We start from the raw sequence: 19,201 nt of genomic DNA on the forward strand, positions 1-19,201 counted from the left end.
GCAAAGCAGTTCAGCTACCAGGCAGTACGTCGCGGCATCGGCACCTTGAGGTCTTCTTCGGGGGTGCCGTGCAGGCCGCACATCTCGTCCTGCACCGACCAGTGCACCAGGTGCAACGGCACGGCGGGCAAGCCATTGAGCAGGCGCTGGCCATCGACCACCGAGTGCACCTTGAGACGTACCCCCCTGGCATCCAGCAACGGGTGCGCCTTGCCCTTGACCCGGGCCTCGAGCACGAAGTCCCCCCCTTCGATGGCGATCAGGTTCAGTTCGTCCACCCGGCCGGCCCTGGCCTCGCTGTTCAGTTCATGCAGGTTCATTGCGATACCTCGCTACTGGAACACTCCACAGGCCGTTCATTTTTTGTACAGCATCGACCAAAGCACAAGCCAGAAACGCAACCGCCCGTCCGTTATGCAACGGACGGGCGGCTGACAAGGCGTGATACCCCGCAGGTCAGTGCTTGGTCATCTTGTCCAGGTAGCCCATGGCGAACGCCGAGACCACGAAGGTCATGTGGATGATCACGTACCACATCAGGTACTGGGTCTCGATGTTGCGCGCGTCCATGAACACCCGCAGCAGGTGGATGGAGGAGATCGCCACGATCGAGGCGGCCACCTTCATCTTCAGCGAGGAAGAGTCCATCTTGCCCAGCCAGTTGAGCTTTTCGGTGCCTTCGGCGATATCCAGCTGCGACACGAAGTTCTCGTAGCCGGAGATCATCACCATCACCAGCAGGCCGCCCACCAGGGCCATGTCGATCAGCGACAGCAGTACCAGGATGAGGTCGGACTCGGCCAGCGAGAAGACGTTGGGCAGCACATGGAAGATCTCCTGAAAGAACTTCAGCGCCAACGCCAGCAGCCCCAGGGACAGGCCAAAATAGATGGGTGCGAGCAGCCAGCGCGAGGCGTACATCGCATTTTCGATAAAGCGTTCCATTGAGCAGATCACCAGGTGGCTGGAAAAAAACGAGCGCGAGTATAGCAGCCACCTGTGACAGGAAAAGCCCGCGACACGCTGCCACAGGCCAGTGGATGATCCGGTCGGTTCAGGTGTCGGGGTTGGACTGCAGGTCACCCACATGGTGAACCCGTTCGCCGTTGATGCGACGCAGCTGCGCCTGCAGGTGCACGCACCAGATCTGCGGGTCGTCGGCCACCTGGTAGCCGTGCAGGGTCAGGCTGTCGACAATCGCGCTGAGCACCGACTCGGCCACGAACGGCCCGTGAAACGGCCCCTGGGCCTTGATCGCGGAGGGTTGCTCGCCGGCCATGCCGGCGGCGAACAGCAGTGTCCACATGCCGGTGTCACCGGCCAGCGGGCGGATACGGCACTCAATGCGGGTCACCAGGCCCAGGCATTGACGGGTAAGGCTGAGGGTACGCGGCATGGCGACGGTCCTCGGTGAGGCGTTGCGTAGCCTGTGGCCAGGCTGGTTTCGATCCTTTTGCGCACGACGGTCCATGCCTTGAGGATAGAAGAAATCCGCCGGCGACAAGCGGTCGGCGCCGAGCGGTCATGTGCCATGCGCCGAACTGCCCCCTTCGCCCGTAATGCCGACTCCCACGTGTGGGAGCCGGCATTACGGGCGAAGAACCCAACGCGGTCAGGAAGGCTTCACCTGCGCCAGCGCCTCTTCGGCCTGCTCCTTCTCGGCTTCCTTGAGGTCCTCTTCGCTGATCATCTCGGCAATCACCCGCAACCGCTCGACCACCCGCGCATTGATGCTGCCCTCGGGGAACTCGCCCTCCTCGTTCGGCTGCCCGGCCGGCTCGCCCACCAGCAGGCTCAGGGCCTCGTCGGCCTGACTGACTGCGTACACATGGAATTGCCCGGCGCGCACCGCCTGCAGCACGCGCTCGTCGAGCATCAGCGTGGCCACGTTGGCCCGCGGGATGATCGCGCCCTGCTCACCGGTCAGGCCACGAGCCTCGCACAGGCGGAAGAAGCCCTCGATCTTCTCGTTGACCCCGCCCACCGCCTGCACTTCACCGAACTGGTTGATCGAGCCGGTGATCGCAAAGCACTGCTTGAGCGGGGTTTTCGACAGGGCCGAGATCAGCGTGCAGGCCTCGCCCAGCGATGCGCTGTCGCCATCCACATAGCCGTAGGACTGCTCCAGCGCGATGCTGGCCGAAATGGCCAGGGGGAATTCCTGGGCATAGCGGCTGCCCAGGTACCCGGTGAGGATCATCACGCCCTTGGAGTGGATCGGCTGGCCCAGGTTGACCTCACGCTCGATATCCACGATGCCGCTGCCGCCCGGGTAAACCGTGGCGGAAATCCGCGCCGGCACGCCGAACGCCGAATCGCCCACCTCCAGCACGGTCAGGCCGTTGCACTTGCCCACCGCCGCGCCTTCGGTGTCGATCAGGATGATCCCGGCCAGCATGTCGTCGAGAATCCGCGCCGATACCCGCCCGGTACGCGTGGCCTTGGCCTTGAGCGCCCGCTCGATGTGCCCGGCATCGGTCATCTCGTCGTTGGCCAGGTGGCGAATGAAATCCGCCTCGCTGACCAGCTGGAACAGGTCGCCGATGCGCGCCGACAGGCGCCCCTGGTGCTCGGCCAGGCGGGCGCTGTAGGTGGCCAGGCGCGCCACCGCATCGGCGGTCAGCGGGGCCATGCCCTCCTCGCTGGTGCGGGTCTTGAGCAACTGGGCGAACTGTTCCAGGCTCTCCTCGACCATGGGAATGTCTTCGTCGAAGTCCACCAGCACCCGGAACATCTCCTGGAAGTCCGGGTCGTGGTCCTGCAGCGCGTAGTACAGCTGGCGGGCGCCGATGATGATCACCTTGACCTGCAGCGGGATCATCTGCGGGGTGAGGGTGACGGTGGCCAGGCGACCGAACTCGCCCAGCGGCGACTCCATCTTCAGCTTGCGTGATTGCAGGGCGCGCTTGAGCGCATCCCACACGAACGGCTCGCCGAGCATCTTCTCGGCTTCCAGAATCAGGAACCCGCCATTGGCGCGGTGCAGCGCCCCCGGGCGCAACTGGCGATAGGTGGTGTACAGCGCGCCCTGGTCGTTGCCGTATTCGATGCGGCCGAACAGGTTGTCGTAGGTAGGGTGCGGCTCGAATACCACGGGCGCGCCGCCGCTGGCGTGATGGCCGACCACCAGGCTGGGGGCGTACTGCTCTTCGAGCATCTTGCGCGCCACCGCGTCGGTCTTGCTGTCGTCGACCAGTTGCTCGACCACGGTGCGCAGCAGGTTGACCTGCATGGCCTGCAGGTAGGCGCACACCGCGGCGTTCTCGGCGTATTTCTCCGACAGCGGGGCCAGCAAGGGCTGCAGGGCCAGGGTGATGGTTTCTTCGTTGAGCTGGCGCAGCTGGTTGTTCGACTCGCGCTTCCACTGCGGCAGGCTGGCGAGCTCTTCGTTGAGGCGCTCTTCCAGCGCGGCGATGTCCTCGTGGAAGCGCTCGCGCTCGGCCTCAGGCAACTGGGCGAACTCGGCCTCGTCCAGCGCCTTGCCATCGGCCATTGGGGTGAAGGCGACGTTGCTGCTGTCGCGGTACAGGGCCACGTCCTTTTCCAGCGAGGCGCGCTCGATCACATCCAGGGCACGGTCGTAGCGCTGGTTGAAGGCGCGGTCGATGGCGCTTTTCTTCTGCTGATAGGACGGGTGCTCGAACACCGCCGGAAAGGTCGCCAGCAGGTTGTCGATCAGGCCCCCGATATCGGCGATGAAGGCCCCGGCACTGCCGGCCGGCAGCTCGAACGCCTTGGGCTCGCGGGGCTCGTCGAAGTTGTTGACGTACAGCCAGTCGGACGGCGTCTGCAGGCGCTTGCCTTCTGCCTTGAGGTAGCGCTTGACGAACGAGAAGCGGCCGGTGCCCGGCTCGCCCATGACAAACACGTTGTAACCGGGGCGTGGCATGGCGACGCCGAACTGCAAGGCTTCGACTGCACGTTCCTGGCCTAGCACACCGCGAAAGGGCTCCAGATCATTGGTGGTGGAAAAATCGAACTGTTCAGCGGAAAACGGCCGGGTCAGGGCTTCGGGCGCAAGACGCAGGCTCGCAGCAACAGGATCGGGCATCGGGCTTCCTTACTTCGGCGGGGCGGATGACGGCATTCTGGCGCCGCCTGCGCCCGGCTTGCAAGGCTCTTCAACGCTTTAGCGCGCAGGGTCGAAAACCTGCTCCGCGTCAATTATTTCAAGCAATCTTTTGCAATTAATCACGGAACCCTTAGATCGTGCCTAAACTCCAAACTGCGCGGCTGGGTAAACAACCGACCCGTCCTGGCAACTAGTCCTACAGACATGCCAGATAACCCTGACCTTTGGTTTGAACATCAGAAAGAGAACAATGCTATGAAACGGATTCTTCTGGGTACTCTGTTCACCGCGGTTTCGCTCAACGCCATGGCCCAGGCGCCAGGCGGCCCGGACTGCGGCTGGGGCAACATGCTGTTCGAGGGCCAACGCGGCACGCCGGCTCACTTCCTCGCATCCACCACCAACGGTACCTCGGGCAACGCCACCTTCGGCATGACCTCGGGCACCAACGGCTGCTCCACCAATGCGTCGCTGACCTATGGCGGCAAATCCTGGTTCGCCATGAATGGCATGATGAACGAGCTGTCCGAAGACATGGCGCAAGGCCAGGGCGAAGCACTGACCACCTACGCGGTGGTACTGGGCGTCGCACCGGAAGACCGTGCGCACTTCGCGGCCGTGACCCACCAGCACTTCCAGGAAATCTTCACCACAGCCGACGCTACCGCTGAAGATGTTCACACCAACACCCTCGCCGTCCTGAAAAGCGACGCCCGTCTGGCCAAATACGCAACCCCGGCCTAAGCTCGGCACACCCGCCCCGACCACGGGGCGGGTTTGTTTGCCCGCCTCTATCGGCATCATTCAGACGTAGTTGCCCGACATGCTCAAACGCCTTGCCTACCTGGCGCTCTGTGCCTGCGCCCCGCTGCACGCTGCCACCGTGCTGGACGATGCTCGTCTGCACGCACTGGCCAACGACCGCTACTGGATCTCCCTGGGCCATTACGAAACCGCCAAGCTCGGCGGATGGCGCAGCTACGTGGACGACCCCAAATTCTTCCTGGCCAAGGACGGTGCGCACCACCCTGACCAGGAACTACGCGCCACCTATGAGGCGCTGTACGCCCCGGCCAGCCTGGGCGACCAGCACGCGCAATGCGTATTCCCGGCACGCACCCGCTGGCTGCGCGAGCAGTTGCAGCTCACCGACCTGCCGGCGCCGGACTGCACGGCCTACACCCAGTGGTACTCGGACGTGTCGCCGCACAGCGCGGTGATGATCTTCCCGGCCGCCTACCTGAACAGCCCCTCGTCGATGTTCGGGCACACGCTGCTGCGTATCGACCAGGCCGACGTGCAGAGCGACAACACCGCACTGCTGAGCTACGCGATCAACTTCGGCGCCTACATCGAGGGCAACGACAACAGCATCCTGTATGCCTGGAAGGGCCTGATGGGCGGCTACCCCGGCCTGTTCGCGCTGGTGCCCTACCAGGAGAAGCTGTCCGAGTACCGCAGCCTGGAAAACCGCGACCTGTGGGAATACCGGCTGAACCTCACGCCCGAGGAAACCGGGCGCATGGTCGAGCACATCTGGGAACTCAAGCAGATCCAGTTCGACTATTTCTTCTTCGACGAAAACTGCTCGTATCGCCTGCTCGAACTGCTGCAGGTGGCACGGCCGAGCCTGGACCTGACCTCGCAGTTCCCGCTCACGGCGATCCCCACCGACACGGTCAAGGCGGTGAAACAGTCCGGGCTGGTGGCGCGTACCGACTACCGTCCATCGCGCGAGCGCGAGCTGCTGGAGCGGGCCAAACCGCTGGACCATGCCGAACAGCAGCAGGTGCTGGCCGTGAGCGCCGACACCGCGCAACTGCAGAGCCCCGCCTTCACCGAGCTGCCGCGCGAGCGCCAGGCGCTGGTGCAGGACGCCGCCTATCGCCTGGAGCGCTACCGCGCCAATGGCCTGGAGCGCGACCCGGAGCGGGCCAGGCGCAGCTTCGAGTTGCTGCGCGCGATCAACCGCAACCCGCCACCGCCGTTGCAGATCGAACGCCCCGGGCTGCCGGAGGACGGCCACGAGTCGCGCACCTGGCAGCTGGGCGTGGGTACCCGAGAAGACCGGGCCTTTGCCGAGTACGGGCTGCGCATGGCCTATCACGACCTCAACGACAACGCCTACGGCTTCCCGCTGGGCGCGCAGATCGAGATCCTGCAGCTGAAGGTGCGCCAGTACGAACACAACGACTGGCAGGTGCAGCGCCTGGACCTGGCAACGATCCGCTCGCTGACGCCGCGCAACGACCTGCTCAAGCCGTGGTCGTGGCAGGTGGCCGGCGGGTTGGAACGGGTGCTGGGCAAGCATGAGAACGAGGTGCTGGTCAGCCATGTGAATGGCGGCGCCGGGGGCACCTGGCAGTTGGGCGAGGACATGCTCGGGTTTGCCCTGGGCACGGTGCGGGTGGAGCACAACAATGACTTTGCCGGGTTCATCGCACCCGCGGCAGGGTTCAACACCGGCGTGCTGTGGCGCAACGGGCTGGGCAACCTGAGCCTGGAGGCCAAGGGCGACTACTTCACCAATGGCGAGGTCCGCCGCAGCCTGAGCCTCAACCAGCAGTGGGAACTGTCGCGCAACCTGGGCCTGCGCCTGAGTGCCAGGCGCGAGTTCAGCCAGCTGGCGACGGCGCAGAACGAGGTGATGCTCGAGGTGAAGTGGTACAACTACTGAAGTCATCGCGGGTCAAGCCCGCTCCCACAAGGGCAGTGAGAAACCTTGTGGGAGCGGGCTTGACCCGCGATGCGATCCAATTGTTTGACATCTTTTTGACCTCTCTTGCACACACCAGCACCTAGACTTCCCCCCAACAGGTGGAGAGTTCGAACATGCGCGGGCACTGGGTACTGGTGGCAATGATGCTGGGCGGTTGCGCCAGCACCCACGATCAACTGATCGAGCAAGGCTACCCTGCCCCCTACGCCGACGGCTTCCAGGCCGGTTGCAGCAGCGGCCACCAGGCCGCAGGCGTGATGATGGGCGAGTTTCGCAAGGACGTGCCGCGCTATCTGCACGACCGCCAGTACGAGACTGGCTGGGACGACGGCTTTCGCCAGTGCCAGGCCATGCAGCAGAGCCAGGACCAGGACACCTACCGCAGCCGCCACTGGGACGAGCGCGACCAGCAGTGGCAGCAGGAAAAGGACCGCGACGCCGCCCGCGCCTATCGACGCCAATAGGTCGCCCTCGAACATTCGATGCAACCGGTGACCGCGCATCATGGTCTTCCTACAAAGGAGGCCAACCATGAGCCGAGCATTCGTCAACGAAGACCAGGCCGCCGATCAGGCCAATCAACCGGTAGAGCGGCGCATCAGCGAACAACCCAACCACGTCACCGCCCAGGGCCTGACCCTGCTCAAGCAGCGGGTCAGCGAACTGGAGACCCTGCGCAGCACGCTGCTGGGCGACCCCGACAAACAACGCCTGGCCGAGGTCGAGCGCGACCTGCGCTACTTCAGCGCCCGCGTGCAGAGCGCCCAGGTGGCCGCACCCGCCACCTCGCAGAGCAAGGTGCAGATCGGTAGCCGGGTGGTGTTTGTCGATGAAGAAGGCCGCCAGCATGAAGTGCAACTGGTCGGCGAAGACCAGGCCTATGCCGCCAGTGGCCTGATCAACTGGGGGTCACCCCTGGGCCGGGCACTGCTGGGGGCAGCGCCCGGTGACGAGGTGCTGTGGCGACGACCGGCGGGGGATCAACTGATCGAGGTCGTCGCCATCGAGCCGCAGGCCTAGACCACGCCCTGGGCCAGCATGGCGTCGGCAACCTTGACGAAGCCGGCGATGTTGGCGCCCTTGACGTAGTTGATGCGGCCGTTCTCTTCGCCGTAGTACACGCAGGCATGGTGGATCGACTGCATGATGTTGTGCAGCTTGCTGTCCACCTCGCCGGCCGTCCACAGCAGGCGCATGGCGTTCTGCGACATCTCCAGGCCGCTGACGGCCACGCCGCCGGCGTTGGAGGCCTTGCCCGGGGCGAACAGGATGCCGGCTTCGATGAAGAGGTCCACGGCGTCCAGGGTGGTCGGCATGTTGGCGCCTTCGGCCACGCAGATGCAGCCGTTGCGCAGCAGGGTGCGGGCGTCTTCGGCGTCCAGCTCGTTCTGGGTGGCGCACGGCAGGGCGATGTCGCAGGCCAGGCTCCATGGGCGCTGGCCGGCGCGGAACTCCAGGCCGAACTCGCCGCCCAGCTCGCTCAGGCGGCCGCGCTTGACGTTCTTGAGCTCCATCAGCGCATCCCACTGCGCATCGTTCAGGCCGGCTTCGCAGTACAGGGTGCCTTCGGAGTCGGACAGCGAGATGACCTTGCCGCCCAGGTCCATGACCTTGCGCGCGGCATATTGCGCCACGTTGCCGGAGCCGGAGATGGCCACACGGCGACCGTCGATGCGCAGGCCGTCGCGCTTGAGCATTTCTTCGGCGAAGTACACGCAGCCGTAGCCGGTGGCTTCGGGGCGAATCAGGCTGCCGCCGTAGTTCATGCCCTTGCCGGTCAGCACCGAGGTGAACTGGTTGGCCAGGCGCTTGTACTGGCCGAACAGGAAGCCGATTTCGCGACCACCTACGCCGATGTCACCGGCCGGCACGTCGAGGTCGGCGCCGATGTGGCGGTACAGTTCGCTCATGAATGCCTGGCAGAAGCGCATGACTTCGGCGTCGCTCTTGCCCTTGGGGTCGAAGTCCGAGCCGCCCTTGCCGCCGCCCATGGGCAGCGAGGTGAGGGAATTCTTGAGTACCTGTTCGAAGGCCAGGAACTTCAGCACGCCGAGGTTCACCGAAGGGTGGAAACGCAGGCCGCCCTTGTATGGGCCGATGGCGCTGCTCATCTGGATGCGGTAGCCACGGTTGACACGCACCCTGCCCTTGTCGTCGACCCACGATACACGGAACAGAATGGCCCGCTCCGGCTCGACCATGCGTTCGAGAATACCGGCCTGCAGGTAGTGCGGGTTGGCTTCGAGGAAGGGCCACAGGCTGCGCAGTACCTCTTCCACGGCCTGATGGAACTCGGGCTGGGCAGGGTCGCGTTTTTGCAGGCGTGCGAGGAAGTCTTCGACGGATTCGATCATTTAGACATTCACCAGATAGAGTTGGACTTATTAGTTTTTTCAGGACTTTACCAAGAACCACTCGCACCGCAACAGGGCAAAATGTCGTTTTTATGGAAATAAATGGTGCATTTCTATAAATGTATACACCTTCGCCAGCAAAGCCGGCTCCTACAGCAGGCCGCACAACCCTGTAGGAGCCGGCCTTGCCGGCGAAGGATTCACCCGGATTCCAGGCAAAAAAAACGGGGCCCGAAGGCCCCGTTTCAGTGCAAGACCGTGAAGGTCATGCCAGTTTCTTGTGCCGTACCCGGTGCGGCTGGGCAGCGGCTTCACCCAGGCGCTTCTTGCGATCGGCTTCGTACTCGGTGTAGTTGCCTTCGAAGAACACCGCCTGCGAATCGTCTTCGTAGGCCAGGATGTGGGTAGCCACACGGTCAAGGAACCACCGATCGTGAGAGATCACGATAGCGGCGCCCGGGAAGTCCAGCAGGGCTTCCTCCAGCGAACGCAGGGTTTCGACGTCGAGGTCGTTGGACGGTTCGTCGAGCAGCAGCACGTTGCCGCCCTCTTTGAGCGTCAACGCCAGGTGCAGACGGCCACGCTCACCACCGGAGAGGTCCTTGACGAACTTCTGCTGGTCGCCGCCCTTGAAGTTGAAGCGCCCCACGTAGGTACGCGCCGGAATCTCGTAGTTGCCGATGCGGATCTGGTCGGAACCGTCGGAGATCTGCTGGAACACGGTCTTGCCGCCGTCCAGGTCTTCGCGGCTCTGGTCGACGCAGGCCAGTTGCACGGTTTCACCGATCTCGATGCTGCCCGAGTCCGGTTGCTCCTTGCCCATCAGCATGCGGAACAGGGTCGATTTACCGGCACCGTTACCGCCGATCACACCGACGATGGCGCCTTTTGGCATGCTGAACGACAGGTTGTCGATCAGAACGCGGTCGCCGTAGCCCTTGGTGACGTTCTTGAACTCGATGACCTTGTCACCCAGACGCGGGCCGGCCGGGATGTAGATCTCGTTGGTTTCGCTGCGCTTCTGGAATTCCTGCGACTGCATTTCTTCGAAGCGTTGCAGACGCGCCTTGGATTTGGACTGGCGGGCCTTGGCGCCTTTGCGCACCCATTCCAGTTCTTCCTTCATGGCCTTTTCATGGGCCGACTGCTGCTTGGACTCCTGGGCCAGGCGGTCCGACTTGGCTTCCAGCCAACCCGAATAGTTGCCCTCGTAAGGAATACCGGCGCCGCGGTCGAGTTCCAGAATCCAGCCGGCGACGTTGTCCAGGAAGTAACGGTCGTGGGTAATAGCAACCACGGTGCCCGGGAAGTCGTGCAGGAAGTGCTCCAGCCAGGCGACCGAGTCGGCATCCAGGTGGTTGGTCGGTTCGTCGAGCAGCAGCATGTCGGGGGCCGACAGCAGCAGGCGGCACAGGGCCACGCGGCGCTTCTCGCCACCGGACAGGTGTTCGACCTTGGCGTCCCAGGCCGGCAGGCGCAGCGCGTCGGCGGCGACTTCCAGCTGGCGCTCGAGGTTGTGACCGTCGCTGGCCTGCAGGATCGCTTCCAGCTTGGCCTGTTCGGCGGCCAGCTTGTCGAAGTCGGCGTCCGGGTCGGCATAGGCGGCGTAGACCTCGTCCAGGCGGGCCTGGGCGTCCTTGATCACGCTGACGGCCTCTTCGACCACTTCACGCACGGTCTTGGTGGGGTCCAGTTGCGGCTCTTGCGGCAGGTAGCCGACATTCAGATCGGGCATCGGACGCGCTTCGCCGTCGAACTCGGTGTCGACGCCGGCCATGATTTTCAGCAGGGTGGATTTACCCGAACCGTTGAGGCCGAGCACGCCGATCTTGGCGCCGGGGAAAAAGGACAGCGAAATGTTCTTGAGGATTTCCCGCTTCGGCGGCACAACTTTGCTCAGCCGATGCATGGTGTAGACGTATTGAGCCAAAACGTGAGCTCCAGTAAGTAGGTCAATCAAAGGAGCTGATTGTAGACACAATTGGGTACCCCGGCCATCGTCGCGACTGGCGGTGCGGCCGGGGGGGAAAGTGCACGTTGCGGGCAATGCCTAGCTGATGACTGCGCCCTTGGGGCCACTGGCGATCAGCGCGGCGCCGCAGGCGGTCTTCATGCCATCCAGCGCCACGGGCGTACCGCCGACGCTGTAGGTGCTGCTGCCCTCGGCAATCGGAAATACCCCTTTGCACAGGGGGCAACTGACGCTGTGCCCTACCCCGGCAATCGGCTTGCCATTGAGGTTGGTGTTGGAAAAGGCTTCGAGTACCACGCCACCGTGGGTGGTGGCATCGCCCAGGCGAACAATGTCTTTCATGAGGTGGGTCCGTCCTTGTGTGATGGGATGTATTACGTGTGGAGGTGCAGGCCTTTGCACTCACGTCCGATGGTGCCTGATTGGAAGAGGGCTGAACATCAACATGCCGTTGCATGTCGTGGGAACGCGGGCGTCATCGAGCGGGTATCACGCTGGGCTGCCCAGAACCTCATAGCCGCTGTCAAACATTCAGCCATCCAGGGCTACTGATGATCGTTAAGGAGCAGGATCAACGCTACTCAGCCACTGCTCAAAGTCATCCGCAACACGGCGGGCACTGCCCGTTTCATGATCCCACAACACCACGGCAGGTTCGCCTGAGGCGCCTCGCGCGTCATAATCGAAGCAATAATAATCACCTGTTCCAAACTCTGCGAAGGGCAACAGCGGTGCAAAACGCTCAGGCGATTGCGAGAAATTTTCCAGCCACGCCTGCCACCCTGACGTGTAATTTCGGACGATCGAGTCCCAGGTCTTCCTCGGGTCTCGGCTGTCGAACACGGGGAACACCACCAGGCCACCCAGTGAACGTCCATTGTTGGCAAGCAGCCAGCGGGAAAAGGATGTGGGGAACGTTCTGTTCAGTTCCTTCTCTGCAGAAGCGATTGCAGAAAGCGTTGTGCCGATGACACGCGTTTTTGACATTCGGTTTCGAAATCCATCACTGGAGGCTACAAGAATCCCGCGTTGAGCACTGTATTGGTGGCCCTGACTCACGTCCAGAAGATCATCGTGCAGCAAGTAGTGATTCAAGCAGGTTTTCAACACGTCTGAGGACACTGCGCTGTCCTGCGAATACGCCAGATCGGTAACACCCTGAAACGGCTCCATCATGTAACAGAATTTGAGATCCAACTCCTTGGCACGCTATGGCCTGGTCGATCACGCAGCATGAGGTCGCTTGTATTTTCGTTCACATGCCAGTAACTGCTTTCGGACCTGCACACCGTTGTGCAACCGGTGGCTCAGGTTGCCCCGCTCGTCATAGGTGTAATGCGTGCCCGCATACTCACGCAGCAGGTTGTCCATCAACCGGTTACGCCTGGGCGCACGCTCCAGCGGACGGGTCGGTTCGTGGTGCTTGTCGTCCAGCAGGTTGGGGCCAGCAGTTCATGCTGATCGACCGTCATGCCCAACAGATGACCGCTACCGTAGGTCAGCCAGCTGACCTTGTGGCCATCCGGACGCACGGTCGAGGTGCGCAGGCTGAGGGCGTCGTACCTCGTGCTGCCACACCGCGACCATCAGGCTACCGGTGGCCAGGTAGTGCAGGTGTCACGAACGAGGTTGCCGGCCTTGTCATGGAACCACTGCAGCTTGCTCGCGGCGTTGATGACCTGGACCAGCCTGCCGTCGTAGGCGAAGGTCTCTTCCTCGCGCTGCTCGCCCTGGCTGGGGAAGCGGGAGGTGAAGCGCCTGACGGGGTCGAGATAACGTGAGCGCCGCGCCCACCGTTTAAGCCTCCCGGAGCATAGCCGACTCACTCATTTCAGCGCGTGAGGTGTCGGCAGATTTTTGCCTGAATTCGTCACCGCAATGGAACAGGTAATCGGCGCGTGAGAGGCCGAAGCTTTTCACGATCCTTCCAGAGCCCCGGAAAAACTTCAAACTTAAGATCGTCTCTATTTACGCCTGTATCGTAATAGCGAGCTAATCTGTCGGCGAGGTCAAGATCACCCCACATATTTGTAAGCTCATACGTTTCAATAATCTCTCGATCATCACAAACCGACAGATCGTGTTTTATTACCGAAGCCCCATATGTTTCTGGATTCTCACCCTCTCCTACGTCTATTAGTCTTCCACCATAAAACGGAAAGGTTCCTCGCCCACCCTTGAAATGCGAAACATCCAACGAAGAATACGGATCTATCCAGTAACGTTGCCGCGCAAAAACCCTAGATCTAATTCCTTCTATAGATATTTTACGCACACCCAAATTCTTCTGCACAACAGCCCCCACGAAAACTTCAAAAAGAACTTCTACCCTAGTCCAATCAACATCGTCCCAATGATCGTTTTCACGAAAGACATTGTAAATACACAAAGTTGTCTTCCCAGCCATACGCCCTACCGTATAAAGGCCATCCCTTACTTGCATCACAAGAAAATCACCTATCTTCCATACTATTCTTTTTTTCAAATCACCCACCCCTTAGTTAGAGCTCGCATACTACAGACCCGCCGAAGCCTTGAGAATCCAAATGTCGATTAGCGGCATCAGTATATTCTTGACGCCTTTTGTTATTCTTCCCAACCGGATTCTGTTTGTTTGCAGTTCCGTCTAGCCCATCGTTTTCCACAAAATAATGTTGCTCTAGTCCTCTGGCAGTGTCCTTTCCATCCTGACCGTATCCGCGATATGCGACCCGAGGAGCTGTTCCCCCAAAGCGCTCATAATTTCCGCCATATCGATACTTTACAACATCCACACCGACTCTATCCCCAGGCATACTTGCATAACCTATATACGGCTTACCTGTCTGCTGATCAATTGCTTGATACGTAACATGCGTCGCCGTTGCTGGATTTCCGGCAAGACCTAATGGATCGATCCAGTAAACCGGATTCGGCGTATACGCAAACAGGTTCAACCCGCCCGCATATCCAATCGGATCCTGCCCAACAAACCGCCCAACCGCCGGATCATAGTACCGATACCGGTTGTAATGCAGCCCAGTCTCATGGTCGTGATACTGACCCTGGAACCGGATCGGGTTGTTCAACCCCACCTGTTTCGCCCAGGCCGAACGTTCTTGTTTCACCTCACCCCACGCCTTGTACTGCGCCGACCACGCCACGTCGCCGTTGTGGTCGGTCAGTTCCATCGGCGTACCCAGGTGGTCACACTGGTACCAGGCAATCGCATCAAAGGGTTGTGGCGAGGCCGCTTGCTGCCAGAGCGGGTCCTGATCGATGTCGTAGGGGCGGTTGCTCCAGTCCGGCTCCTTGTACAACCGTATCGGGGCCTTGCGCAGAGCCTGCGCCACCGGCACAAAGCTGCCCGGTTCGTACAGGTAGTGCACCGTGCGCCCGGTGTCACCTTCATCCTGCGCAGGCGAGCTTTCCCAGGCGAGGGTGTCGCCGTCCCAGCCGAACAGGGTGAAGCCGCAGTTCAGTTCGCGCTGGCGCTTTGCTCGCTCCAGCTGGTTCCAGCCAGTACCGGCTTCAGGTTTGTTCCAGTAATGCGCCGTCGAGTGCTTGTGCAACCGTCGCCCAAGGGCGTCATAGCTGTACTCGACCTTGAGCTTGTCGTCGCTGTAAGCCTGCAAACGGTCGAACAGGTCCCAGGTGAACCGGGCCTGCACACCGTTGTGCAACCGATGGCTCAGGTTGCCCCGCTCGTCATAGGTGTAATGCGTGCCCGCATACTCGCGCAGCAGGTTGTCCATCAAACGGTTACGCCTGGGCGTGCGCTCCAGCGGCCGCGTCGGCTCGTGGTGCTTGTCGTCCAGCAGGTTGCCGGCCGGGTCGAAGGCGAAGGTCTCCACCCCCAGGCGGCTGGTGGCCTGTAACAGGCGGCCAATCGGGTCGTACTGGTAGGCCAGATGACCACGACGGGTGTCGTGGATGTCGCTCAGCTGGCCTACCGCGTCGTACTGATACTCACGCTTGAGCAGGGTCGATTTGCCGTCCTGGCTGCCCAGCAGCTGTTCCTGCAGGCGCCCCGCCGGGTCCCACGCCTGAGTCTGGCTCAACCTGTTGCCCTGATGCCGCACAACCTCGCGGTGCAGGTCATCGCGCTCGTAGGCCAGCAGTTCATGCTGATCGACCGTCATGCCCAACAGATGACCGCTACCGTAGGTCAGCCAGCTGACCTTGTGCCCGTCCGGACGAGTGGTGGAGGTACGCAGGTTGAGGGCGTCGTACTCGTGCTGCCACACCGCGACCATCGGGGTGCCGGTGGCCAGGTAGTGCTGGTGTTCACGAACGAGGTTGCCGGCCTCGTCATGGAACCACTGCAGTTTGCTCGCGGCGTTGATGGCCTGGATCAGCCTGCCGTTGCCGTCGTAGGCAAAGGATTCTTCCTCGCGCTGGTCACCCTGGCTGGCCACGCGGGAAATGAGACGGCCGACGGGATCGAAGGTGACGTCGAGGCGGCGTTGCCCGACGTGGGTGGAGGTCAGGCGCCCCGTGTTCGTGTCGTACTGGTAGCGCGTGGTGAGGCCGTCGAAGCCGCTCTCTTCCAGCAACCGCCCGACCGGGTCGTAGCGGAAACTGGCGTGGCTTTCGTTTTCGTTTTCCAGGCCCGTGAGGCGGCCCAGTTTGTCCCAGCGATAACGCAGGGTGTTTTCGGCCGCATCCACACGCTCGGCCAGCAAGCCAGCGACGGTGTAGGTCCATGTGGTACAGCGGTCGAGGGCATCGACGTGGGCCAGCAGGCGACTCTCGGCATCGCGCTCGAAGCGCTCTTCGGTCCTGTCCGGGTGGATGACCAGGGCGAGCTGGCCGGCCTTGTACGTGTACTGGGTCTTGTTGCCGGCGGCATCGGTGAACTGCACCAACTGCCCGATATCGTCATAGGCCCATTTGCTGGTCTTGCCCGAGCAGTCGGTGTACTCGACCAGTTGCCCGGCGTCGTTGTACACCAGCGCCTTTTCGTTGCCGTTGGCGTCCTTGATCGCCTTGACCAGACCAGAGGGTGTGTAGGCGAACTCGGTCTTGTTGCCCAGCGGGTCGACGGTTTCGCTGAGGTTGCCCTTGAGGTCGTACTGGCGTTCCCACACACCGGCCTCGGCGTCGCGGATCCTGATCGGACGACGACGGTCATCGTAGGCAAAGTGAACCTGGCTGTGGTCGGCACGGATATGCCGCACCACGCTGCCCTGCTCGTCGTAGTCGTAGCGATCCTCGCTACCATCCGGATGGACGTGACGCAGAAGGTTCTTGCGTTCATCACGGAACAGCCATTGCGAACGTTCGTCGGGGTGACGAATGCGGTACAAGTGGCCGAGGATGTCGTAGTAGTACCAGGTCTCCTGGCCATGGGCGTCGGTGACGTAGGTGAGCCGAATGTTTTCGTCCCATTCCAGACGCGTGTCGTAGCTACCGTCATCGGCCCACTCGTGGATGGCCTTGGCATCGAACGTACTGCCATTCCACTCCAGGTTCATGCCCCGACCGGTACGGTCGGTGTAACGGGTTACCAGGTGGTTCTGGTACTGGTAGTGCCAGGTGGCGGCGTACTCGTCCTGCGCGGCAATCAGGTCGCCGTGGTCATCGTAGTGGTAGGCGCACAGCTGGCGCAGCGGTTGCCCGTCGTGCATTTCCCACAGGCCGGTGAGGTGGCCGTGGTCATCGATCAGGGTGCCCAGGTGACGGTGCACGTCACTCATGTCGCCCTGAAAGGTGATGATGTCGGACAGCACCGGGCGCCCATCGTGGCGGTGCTCGTAATGCAGCATGCAACCGGCGTCGTTCTGCAGCAGGATCTTCTGCAAGTAATAGCGCTCGCCCACGCGCAGGTAATACTCCTTGCGATCAAAACCGCGGCAGATCACCAGCTCGTCTTCACGACTGCGAACCAGCAGCAGGTCCTCGATGGCGTTGTACTTCGACTTCTCGACCTTGGGCAGGTCGAACGCGTGGCTGCGGCCATCGTGGTCATGAAACAGCAGGCCCATGTCGACCACATCGATACGTGTGGTGAACTCAGTGATCCATCGCGCACCCAGGCTGCCCTGATCGTACTCGGCCAGGCGTGAGTGGTAGATACGCTGCCACTCGATGGGGAAGGCACCCGGCAGAACAAAGTCGGTATGAATGATGAACTCGGAGCCCAACGAAAAACTGATCGCGTGGTTCGAGTGGCTTTTCGGTTCCGGAGGACATCTGCGGCGCGTGGGGCTGGGAGTAGACGTCGCCTCATGCTGCCTGGCCGTCGCCCCCAACTCCCCCTTGGGTTTCTCCCGTTCCACCTGGGTCACGGTGCCCGGCTTGCTCACGCCCGACTGCCCGTTCTTGTTGCGCTTTCGAAAGCCCTTCACGGCGCCGTCCAGCACATTGAGCATCGAACCGATGCTCATCGCCAGCGACGGGTCCGCCAGCCTGTTCAACTGGCGCGCCAACTCCGGCCCCAGCTTGCGCAACTGCCCGGTCTGGGCCAGTACCTGAGCCTTGATGTCATCCGACACCAGCTTGCTCACGGCGCTGTTCACCACCCCCTTGCCCGCAGCCTTGCAGGCACTGTGCATCGCACCGAAGATATTCCTGATCGCCGCCCTGGGGCTGTGCGTGAGCTGGTCGCCAGCCGCAGACAATTGCTGGCTCATCGCCGTGCGGTCGCTCCTGGCATCGAGCTGGCCGGTGGCCACGGCGTCCAGGCCGTCGGCGATTTCGCCGAGCATCTGGGTGCCCTTCGCACCCGCCGCGTCAAGAATCTCGGCCAGCCTGGGCTTGGCCTGGGTGACGAAGTCGTCGATGGTGCCGGCGATGGTGGCGTTCAAATGGCCGATCAGCACCTGGATAAGCGAGTCGCCGAGCAGCATCTTGGCGCTGTTGCGCAGTTCCTGGCGCACCAGGAACAACGTCGGGCGCAGGCTCATGCGCGCGGCCGCCATGGTCGGCGGTGCCGGCAGTACGCCGATCAGGTTGATGCCCAGGCTGACCCAGTCCAGCACCTCGCGCTGCTTGCTCTTGACCAGGGTGACCACGTCCCCCAGTGCATCCACCAGGGCCATGATGTTGCCCACCACCGGCAAGGCGCCGGCCACGGACTTGATGCGCTCCAGGGTGACGGTGCCACCGCTGATCGATTGCAGCCAGGCGTCGAATTCGGCGGCGCCGCGGCCCACGTCCTTGGCGTCGATGGTGTTGAGCGGGGCGACCGCGACCTGGGGTTCGCGGGGTTTGGCGGACTCGCTCATGCCAGCACCTCGCGGCTGGCCAGAGCCTTGGCCGGGCTGCTCGGCAAGGTCGGCTGGGCCAGACCGGGCAAGGTCTTGAGCGCCCTTGCCGCTTCCAGCGACGCCGCTGCGCCGGGCACCACGCTACTGGCCAGGCCGGCCATCGCGGCAGGCTCGCCCTTGAGTGCAGCGCCCACCTGCTGTGCCTGCTGCAAGGCCGCCTGGCCACTTCTGGCCAGTTGCAGCCCGCTGCCCGCAAGCGCCTTGCCATCGTCCATCACTGCAAAGCCACCGGGGCCCATGAGGCCCTGGGCCATTGTCTTTCCTTGTGCCATAACGTCCTGTACCAGTCCTTTGCCCTTGTCCATGCCTTGCTGCACCAGTGCCTTGCCGTTCTCCAGGCCATCCCTGGCCGCGCCCAGCACCTCGCCGACCACTGATTGCTGGCCGGGTGCGATATCGTCGAGTGAGGGGCTGAGCGGCCACGTGCTGGCGCCAAAGTGGCTGGCCTCGGCCCAGGTGTCAGCCGGGTCCAGGCCGAAGTCGGCCCACAGCGGGCCGAGGGCGGCACCGCTGGCGAGGTTGAAGCCGTCGGCGTCGAGCGTACCCTTGATCGATTTGCCCAGTGCGTCGGTCACGTTGTAGTCGCCGGTTTTCACGCCTTTGCTGTTGGCGTACTGGTACAGCAACTCCAGATCGCCCTTGCCCGGTTTCGGCGGCTCGGGGAAGGTCCCGGCCAGGCTCTTGGGCCCCACATGGGCGAAGTTCGCCGCGTGCGCGGTGTATGGCCCGGTAGTTACGTGAGTGATGCCGCCGGCGTTGAAAGTGGTGGCGCTGCCGCCGCCTTGGAGTACCAGTTCGGTCTTGGCGGTGAGGGTGATGCGGTCGGCATTGGCG

15 protein-coding genes and 1 pseudogene are annotated in these 19,201 nt (G+C 62.5%); 4 read left to right on the top strand and 12 right to left on the bottom strand.

Features of this window, described 5'->3' with window-relative positions:
- Positions 1-14: 14 nt before the first annotated feature.
- The 4 genes from NP552_RS21935 to NP552_RS21950 all read right to left on the bottom strand — a co-directional run bounded on the left by NP552_RS21935 (position 15) and on the right by NP552_RS21950 (position 4,051).
- Positions 15-320: a DUF6482 family protein gene (locus tag NP552_RS21935; protein WP_058540612.1), complete on the bottom strand. Its 306-nt coding sequence runs from the start codon at positions 318-320 to the stop codon at positions 15-17.
- A gap of 136 nt (positions 321-456) precedes the next feature.
- The gene (locus tag NP552_RS21940) at positions 457-945 is read right to left on the bottom strand and encodes a TIGR00645 family protein (protein ID WP_043860215.1); all 489 of its coding nucleotides are present in this window, start codon (positions 943-945) and stop codon (positions 457-459) included.
- 109 nt (positions 946-1,054) lie between these two features.
- On the bottom strand, positions 1,055-1,396 hold the full coding sequence (locus NP552_RS21945) for a PA4575 family protein (protein WP_043860214.1): 342 nt from the start codon (positions 1,394-1,396) through the stop codon (positions 1,055-1,057).
- A 216-nt stretch (positions 1,397-1,612) separates the two neighbouring features.
- A complete protein-coding gene (locus NP552_RS21950) occupies positions 1,613-4,051 on the bottom strand; it encodes a Lon protease family protein (RefSeq protein ID WP_043860213.1) in 2,439 nt (812 codons plus the stop codon).
- Between the two features lie 276 nt (positions 4,052-4,327).
- On the opposite strand from NP552_RS21950, the gene NP552_RS21955 reads away from it, so the two are divergent.
- The 4 genes from NP552_RS21955 to NP552_RS21970 all read left to right on the top strand — a co-directional run bounded on the left by NP552_RS21955 (position 4,328) and on the right by NP552_RS21970 (position 7,811).
- Positions 4,328-4,816, top strand: a complete 489-nt coding sequence (locus tag NP552_RS21955; RefSeq protein WP_043860212.1) for a DUF3015 domain-containing protein — start codon at positions 4,328-4,330, stop codon at positions 4,814-4,816.
- A 79-nt stretch (positions 4,817-4,895) separates the two neighbouring features.
- A complete protein-coding gene (locus NP552_RS21960) occupies positions 4,896-6,749 on the top strand; it encodes an Lnb N-terminal periplasmic domain-containing protein (protein WP_058540658.1) in 1,854 nt (617 codons plus the stop codon).
- A 155-nt stretch (positions 6,750-6,904) separates the two neighbouring features.
- Positions 6,905-7,255, top strand: coding sequence for a hypothetical protein (locus tag NP552_RS21965; protein WP_043860210.1), 351 nt, complete (start codon positions 6,905-6,907; stop codon positions 7,253-7,255).
- A 67-nt stretch (positions 7,256-7,322) separates the two neighbouring features.
- Entirely contained in the window at positions 7,323-7,811 is a 489-nt protein-coding gene (locus NP552_RS21970; RefSeq protein WP_054916265.1) for a GreA/GreB family elongation factor, read from the top strand.
- Here the strand turns inward: NP552_RS21970 and gdhA are convergent.
- From gdhA to NP552_RS22010, 8 genes and pseudogenes are all read right to left on the bottom strand, one after another.
- On the bottom strand, positions 7,808-9,145 hold the full coding sequence (gene gdhA, locus NP552_RS21975; protein WP_043860208.1) for an NADP-specific glutamate dehydrogenase: 1,338 nt from the start codon (positions 9,143-9,145) through the stop codon (positions 7,808-7,810). The genes NP552_RS21970 and gdhA overlap by 4 nt on opposite strands.
- A 265-nt stretch (positions 9,146-9,410) precedes the next feature.
- Positions 9,411-11,075, bottom strand: a complete 1,665-nt coding sequence (ettA, locus tag NP552_RS21980) for an energy-dependent translational throttle protein EttA (protein WP_043860207.1) — start codon at positions 11,073-11,075, stop codon at positions 9,411-9,413.
- A gap of 120 nt (positions 11,076-11,195) precedes the next feature.
- Complete coding sequence (locus tag NP552_RS21985) at positions 11,196-11,459, bottom strand: PAAR domain-containing protein (protein WP_054916267.1); 264 nt, start codon at positions 11,457-11,459, stop codon at positions 11,196-11,198.
- 216 nt (positions 11,460-11,675) lie between these two features.
- Positions 11,676-12,314, bottom strand: coding sequence for an SMI1/KNR4 family protein (locus NP552_RS21990; protein WP_231390903.1), 639 nt, complete (start codon positions 12,312-12,314; stop codon positions 11,676-11,678).
- A 90-nt stretch (positions 12,315-12,404) separates the two neighbouring features.
- A pseudogene (locus NP552_RS21995) lies at positions 12,405-12,886 on the bottom strand (RHS repeat-associated core domain-containing protein); the annotation flags it as partial.
- Positions 12,887-12,987: 101 nt separating this feature from the next.
- Complete coding sequence (locus tag NP552_RS22000; RefSeq protein WP_078481979.1) at positions 12,988-13,602, bottom strand: hypothetical protein; 615 nt, start codon at positions 13,600-13,602, stop codon at positions 12,988-12,990.
- A 16-nt stretch (positions 13,603-13,618) separates the two neighbouring features.
- Positions 13,619-18,325 carry an RHS repeat-associated core domain-containing protein gene (locus NP552_RS22005; protein WP_274097152.1) on the bottom strand — a complete coding sequence of 1,569 codons (4,707 nt, stop codon included), beginning with the start codon at positions 18,323-18,325 and terminating at the stop codon, positions 13,619-13,621.
- Positions 18,322-19,201 (bottom strand): DUF2345 domain-containing protein (locus tag NP552_RS22010; protein ID WP_274097153.1); only part of this gene is annotated, 880 nt, incomplete at its 5' end. The genes NP552_RS22010 and NP552_RS22005, both read right to left, overlap by 4 nt.

This window comes from Pseudomonas sp. 8209, from assembly GCF_028682105.1.
Classification (GTDB): domain Bacteria; phylum Pseudomonadota; class Gammaproteobacteria; order Pseudomonadales; family Pseudomonadaceae; genus Aquipseudomonas; species Aquipseudomonas palmensis.

Excerpts from the sequence above, each read along its gene's own strand:
- gdhA (WP_043860208.1), bottom strand. The coding sequence starts at position 9,145 with ATGATCGAATCCGTCGAAGACTTCCTCGCACGCCTGCAAAAACGCGAC.
- NP552_RS21940 (WP_043860215.1), bottom strand. The coding sequence starts at position 945 with ATGGAACGCTTTATCGAAAATGCGATGTACGCCTCGCGCTGGCTGCTC.
- NP552_RS21985 (WP_054916267.1), bottom strand. The coding sequence starts at position 11,459 with ATGAAAGACATTGTTCGCCTGGGCGATGCCACCACCCACGGTGGCGTG.
- NP552_RS22005 (WP_274097152.1), bottom strand. The coding sequence starts at position 18,325 with ATGAGCGAGTCCGCCAAACCCCGCGAACCCCAGGTCGCGGTCGCCCCG.
- NP552_RS21960 (WP_058540658.1), top strand. The coding sequence starts at position 4,896 with ATGCTCAAACGCCTTGCCTACCTGGCGCTCTGTGCCTGCGCCCCGCTG.
- NP552_RS21935 (WP_058540612.1), bottom strand. The coding sequence starts at position 320 with ATGAACCTGCATGAACTGAACAGCGAGGCCAGGGCCGGCCGGGTGGAC.
- NP552_RS21965 (WP_043860210.1), top strand. The coding sequence starts at position 6,905 with ATGCGCGGGCACTGGGTACTGGTGGCAATGATGCTGGGCGGTTGCGCC.
- NP552_RS21950 (WP_043860213.1), bottom strand. The coding sequence starts at position 4,051 with ATGCCCGATCCTGTTGCTGCGAGCCTGCGTCTTGCGCCCGAAGCCCTG.
- NP552_RS21955 (WP_043860212.1), top strand. The coding sequence starts at position 4,328 with ATGAAACGGATTCTTCTGGGTACTCTGTTCACCGCGGTTTCGCTCAAC.
- NP552_RS21970 (WP_054916265.1), top strand. The coding sequence starts at position 7,323 with ATGAGCCGAGCATTCGTCAACGAAGACCAGGCCGCCGATCAGGCCAAT.
- NP552_RS21945 (WP_043860214.1), bottom strand. The coding sequence starts at position 1,396 with ATGCCGCGTACCCTCAGCCTTACCCGTCAATGCCTGGGCCTGGTGACC.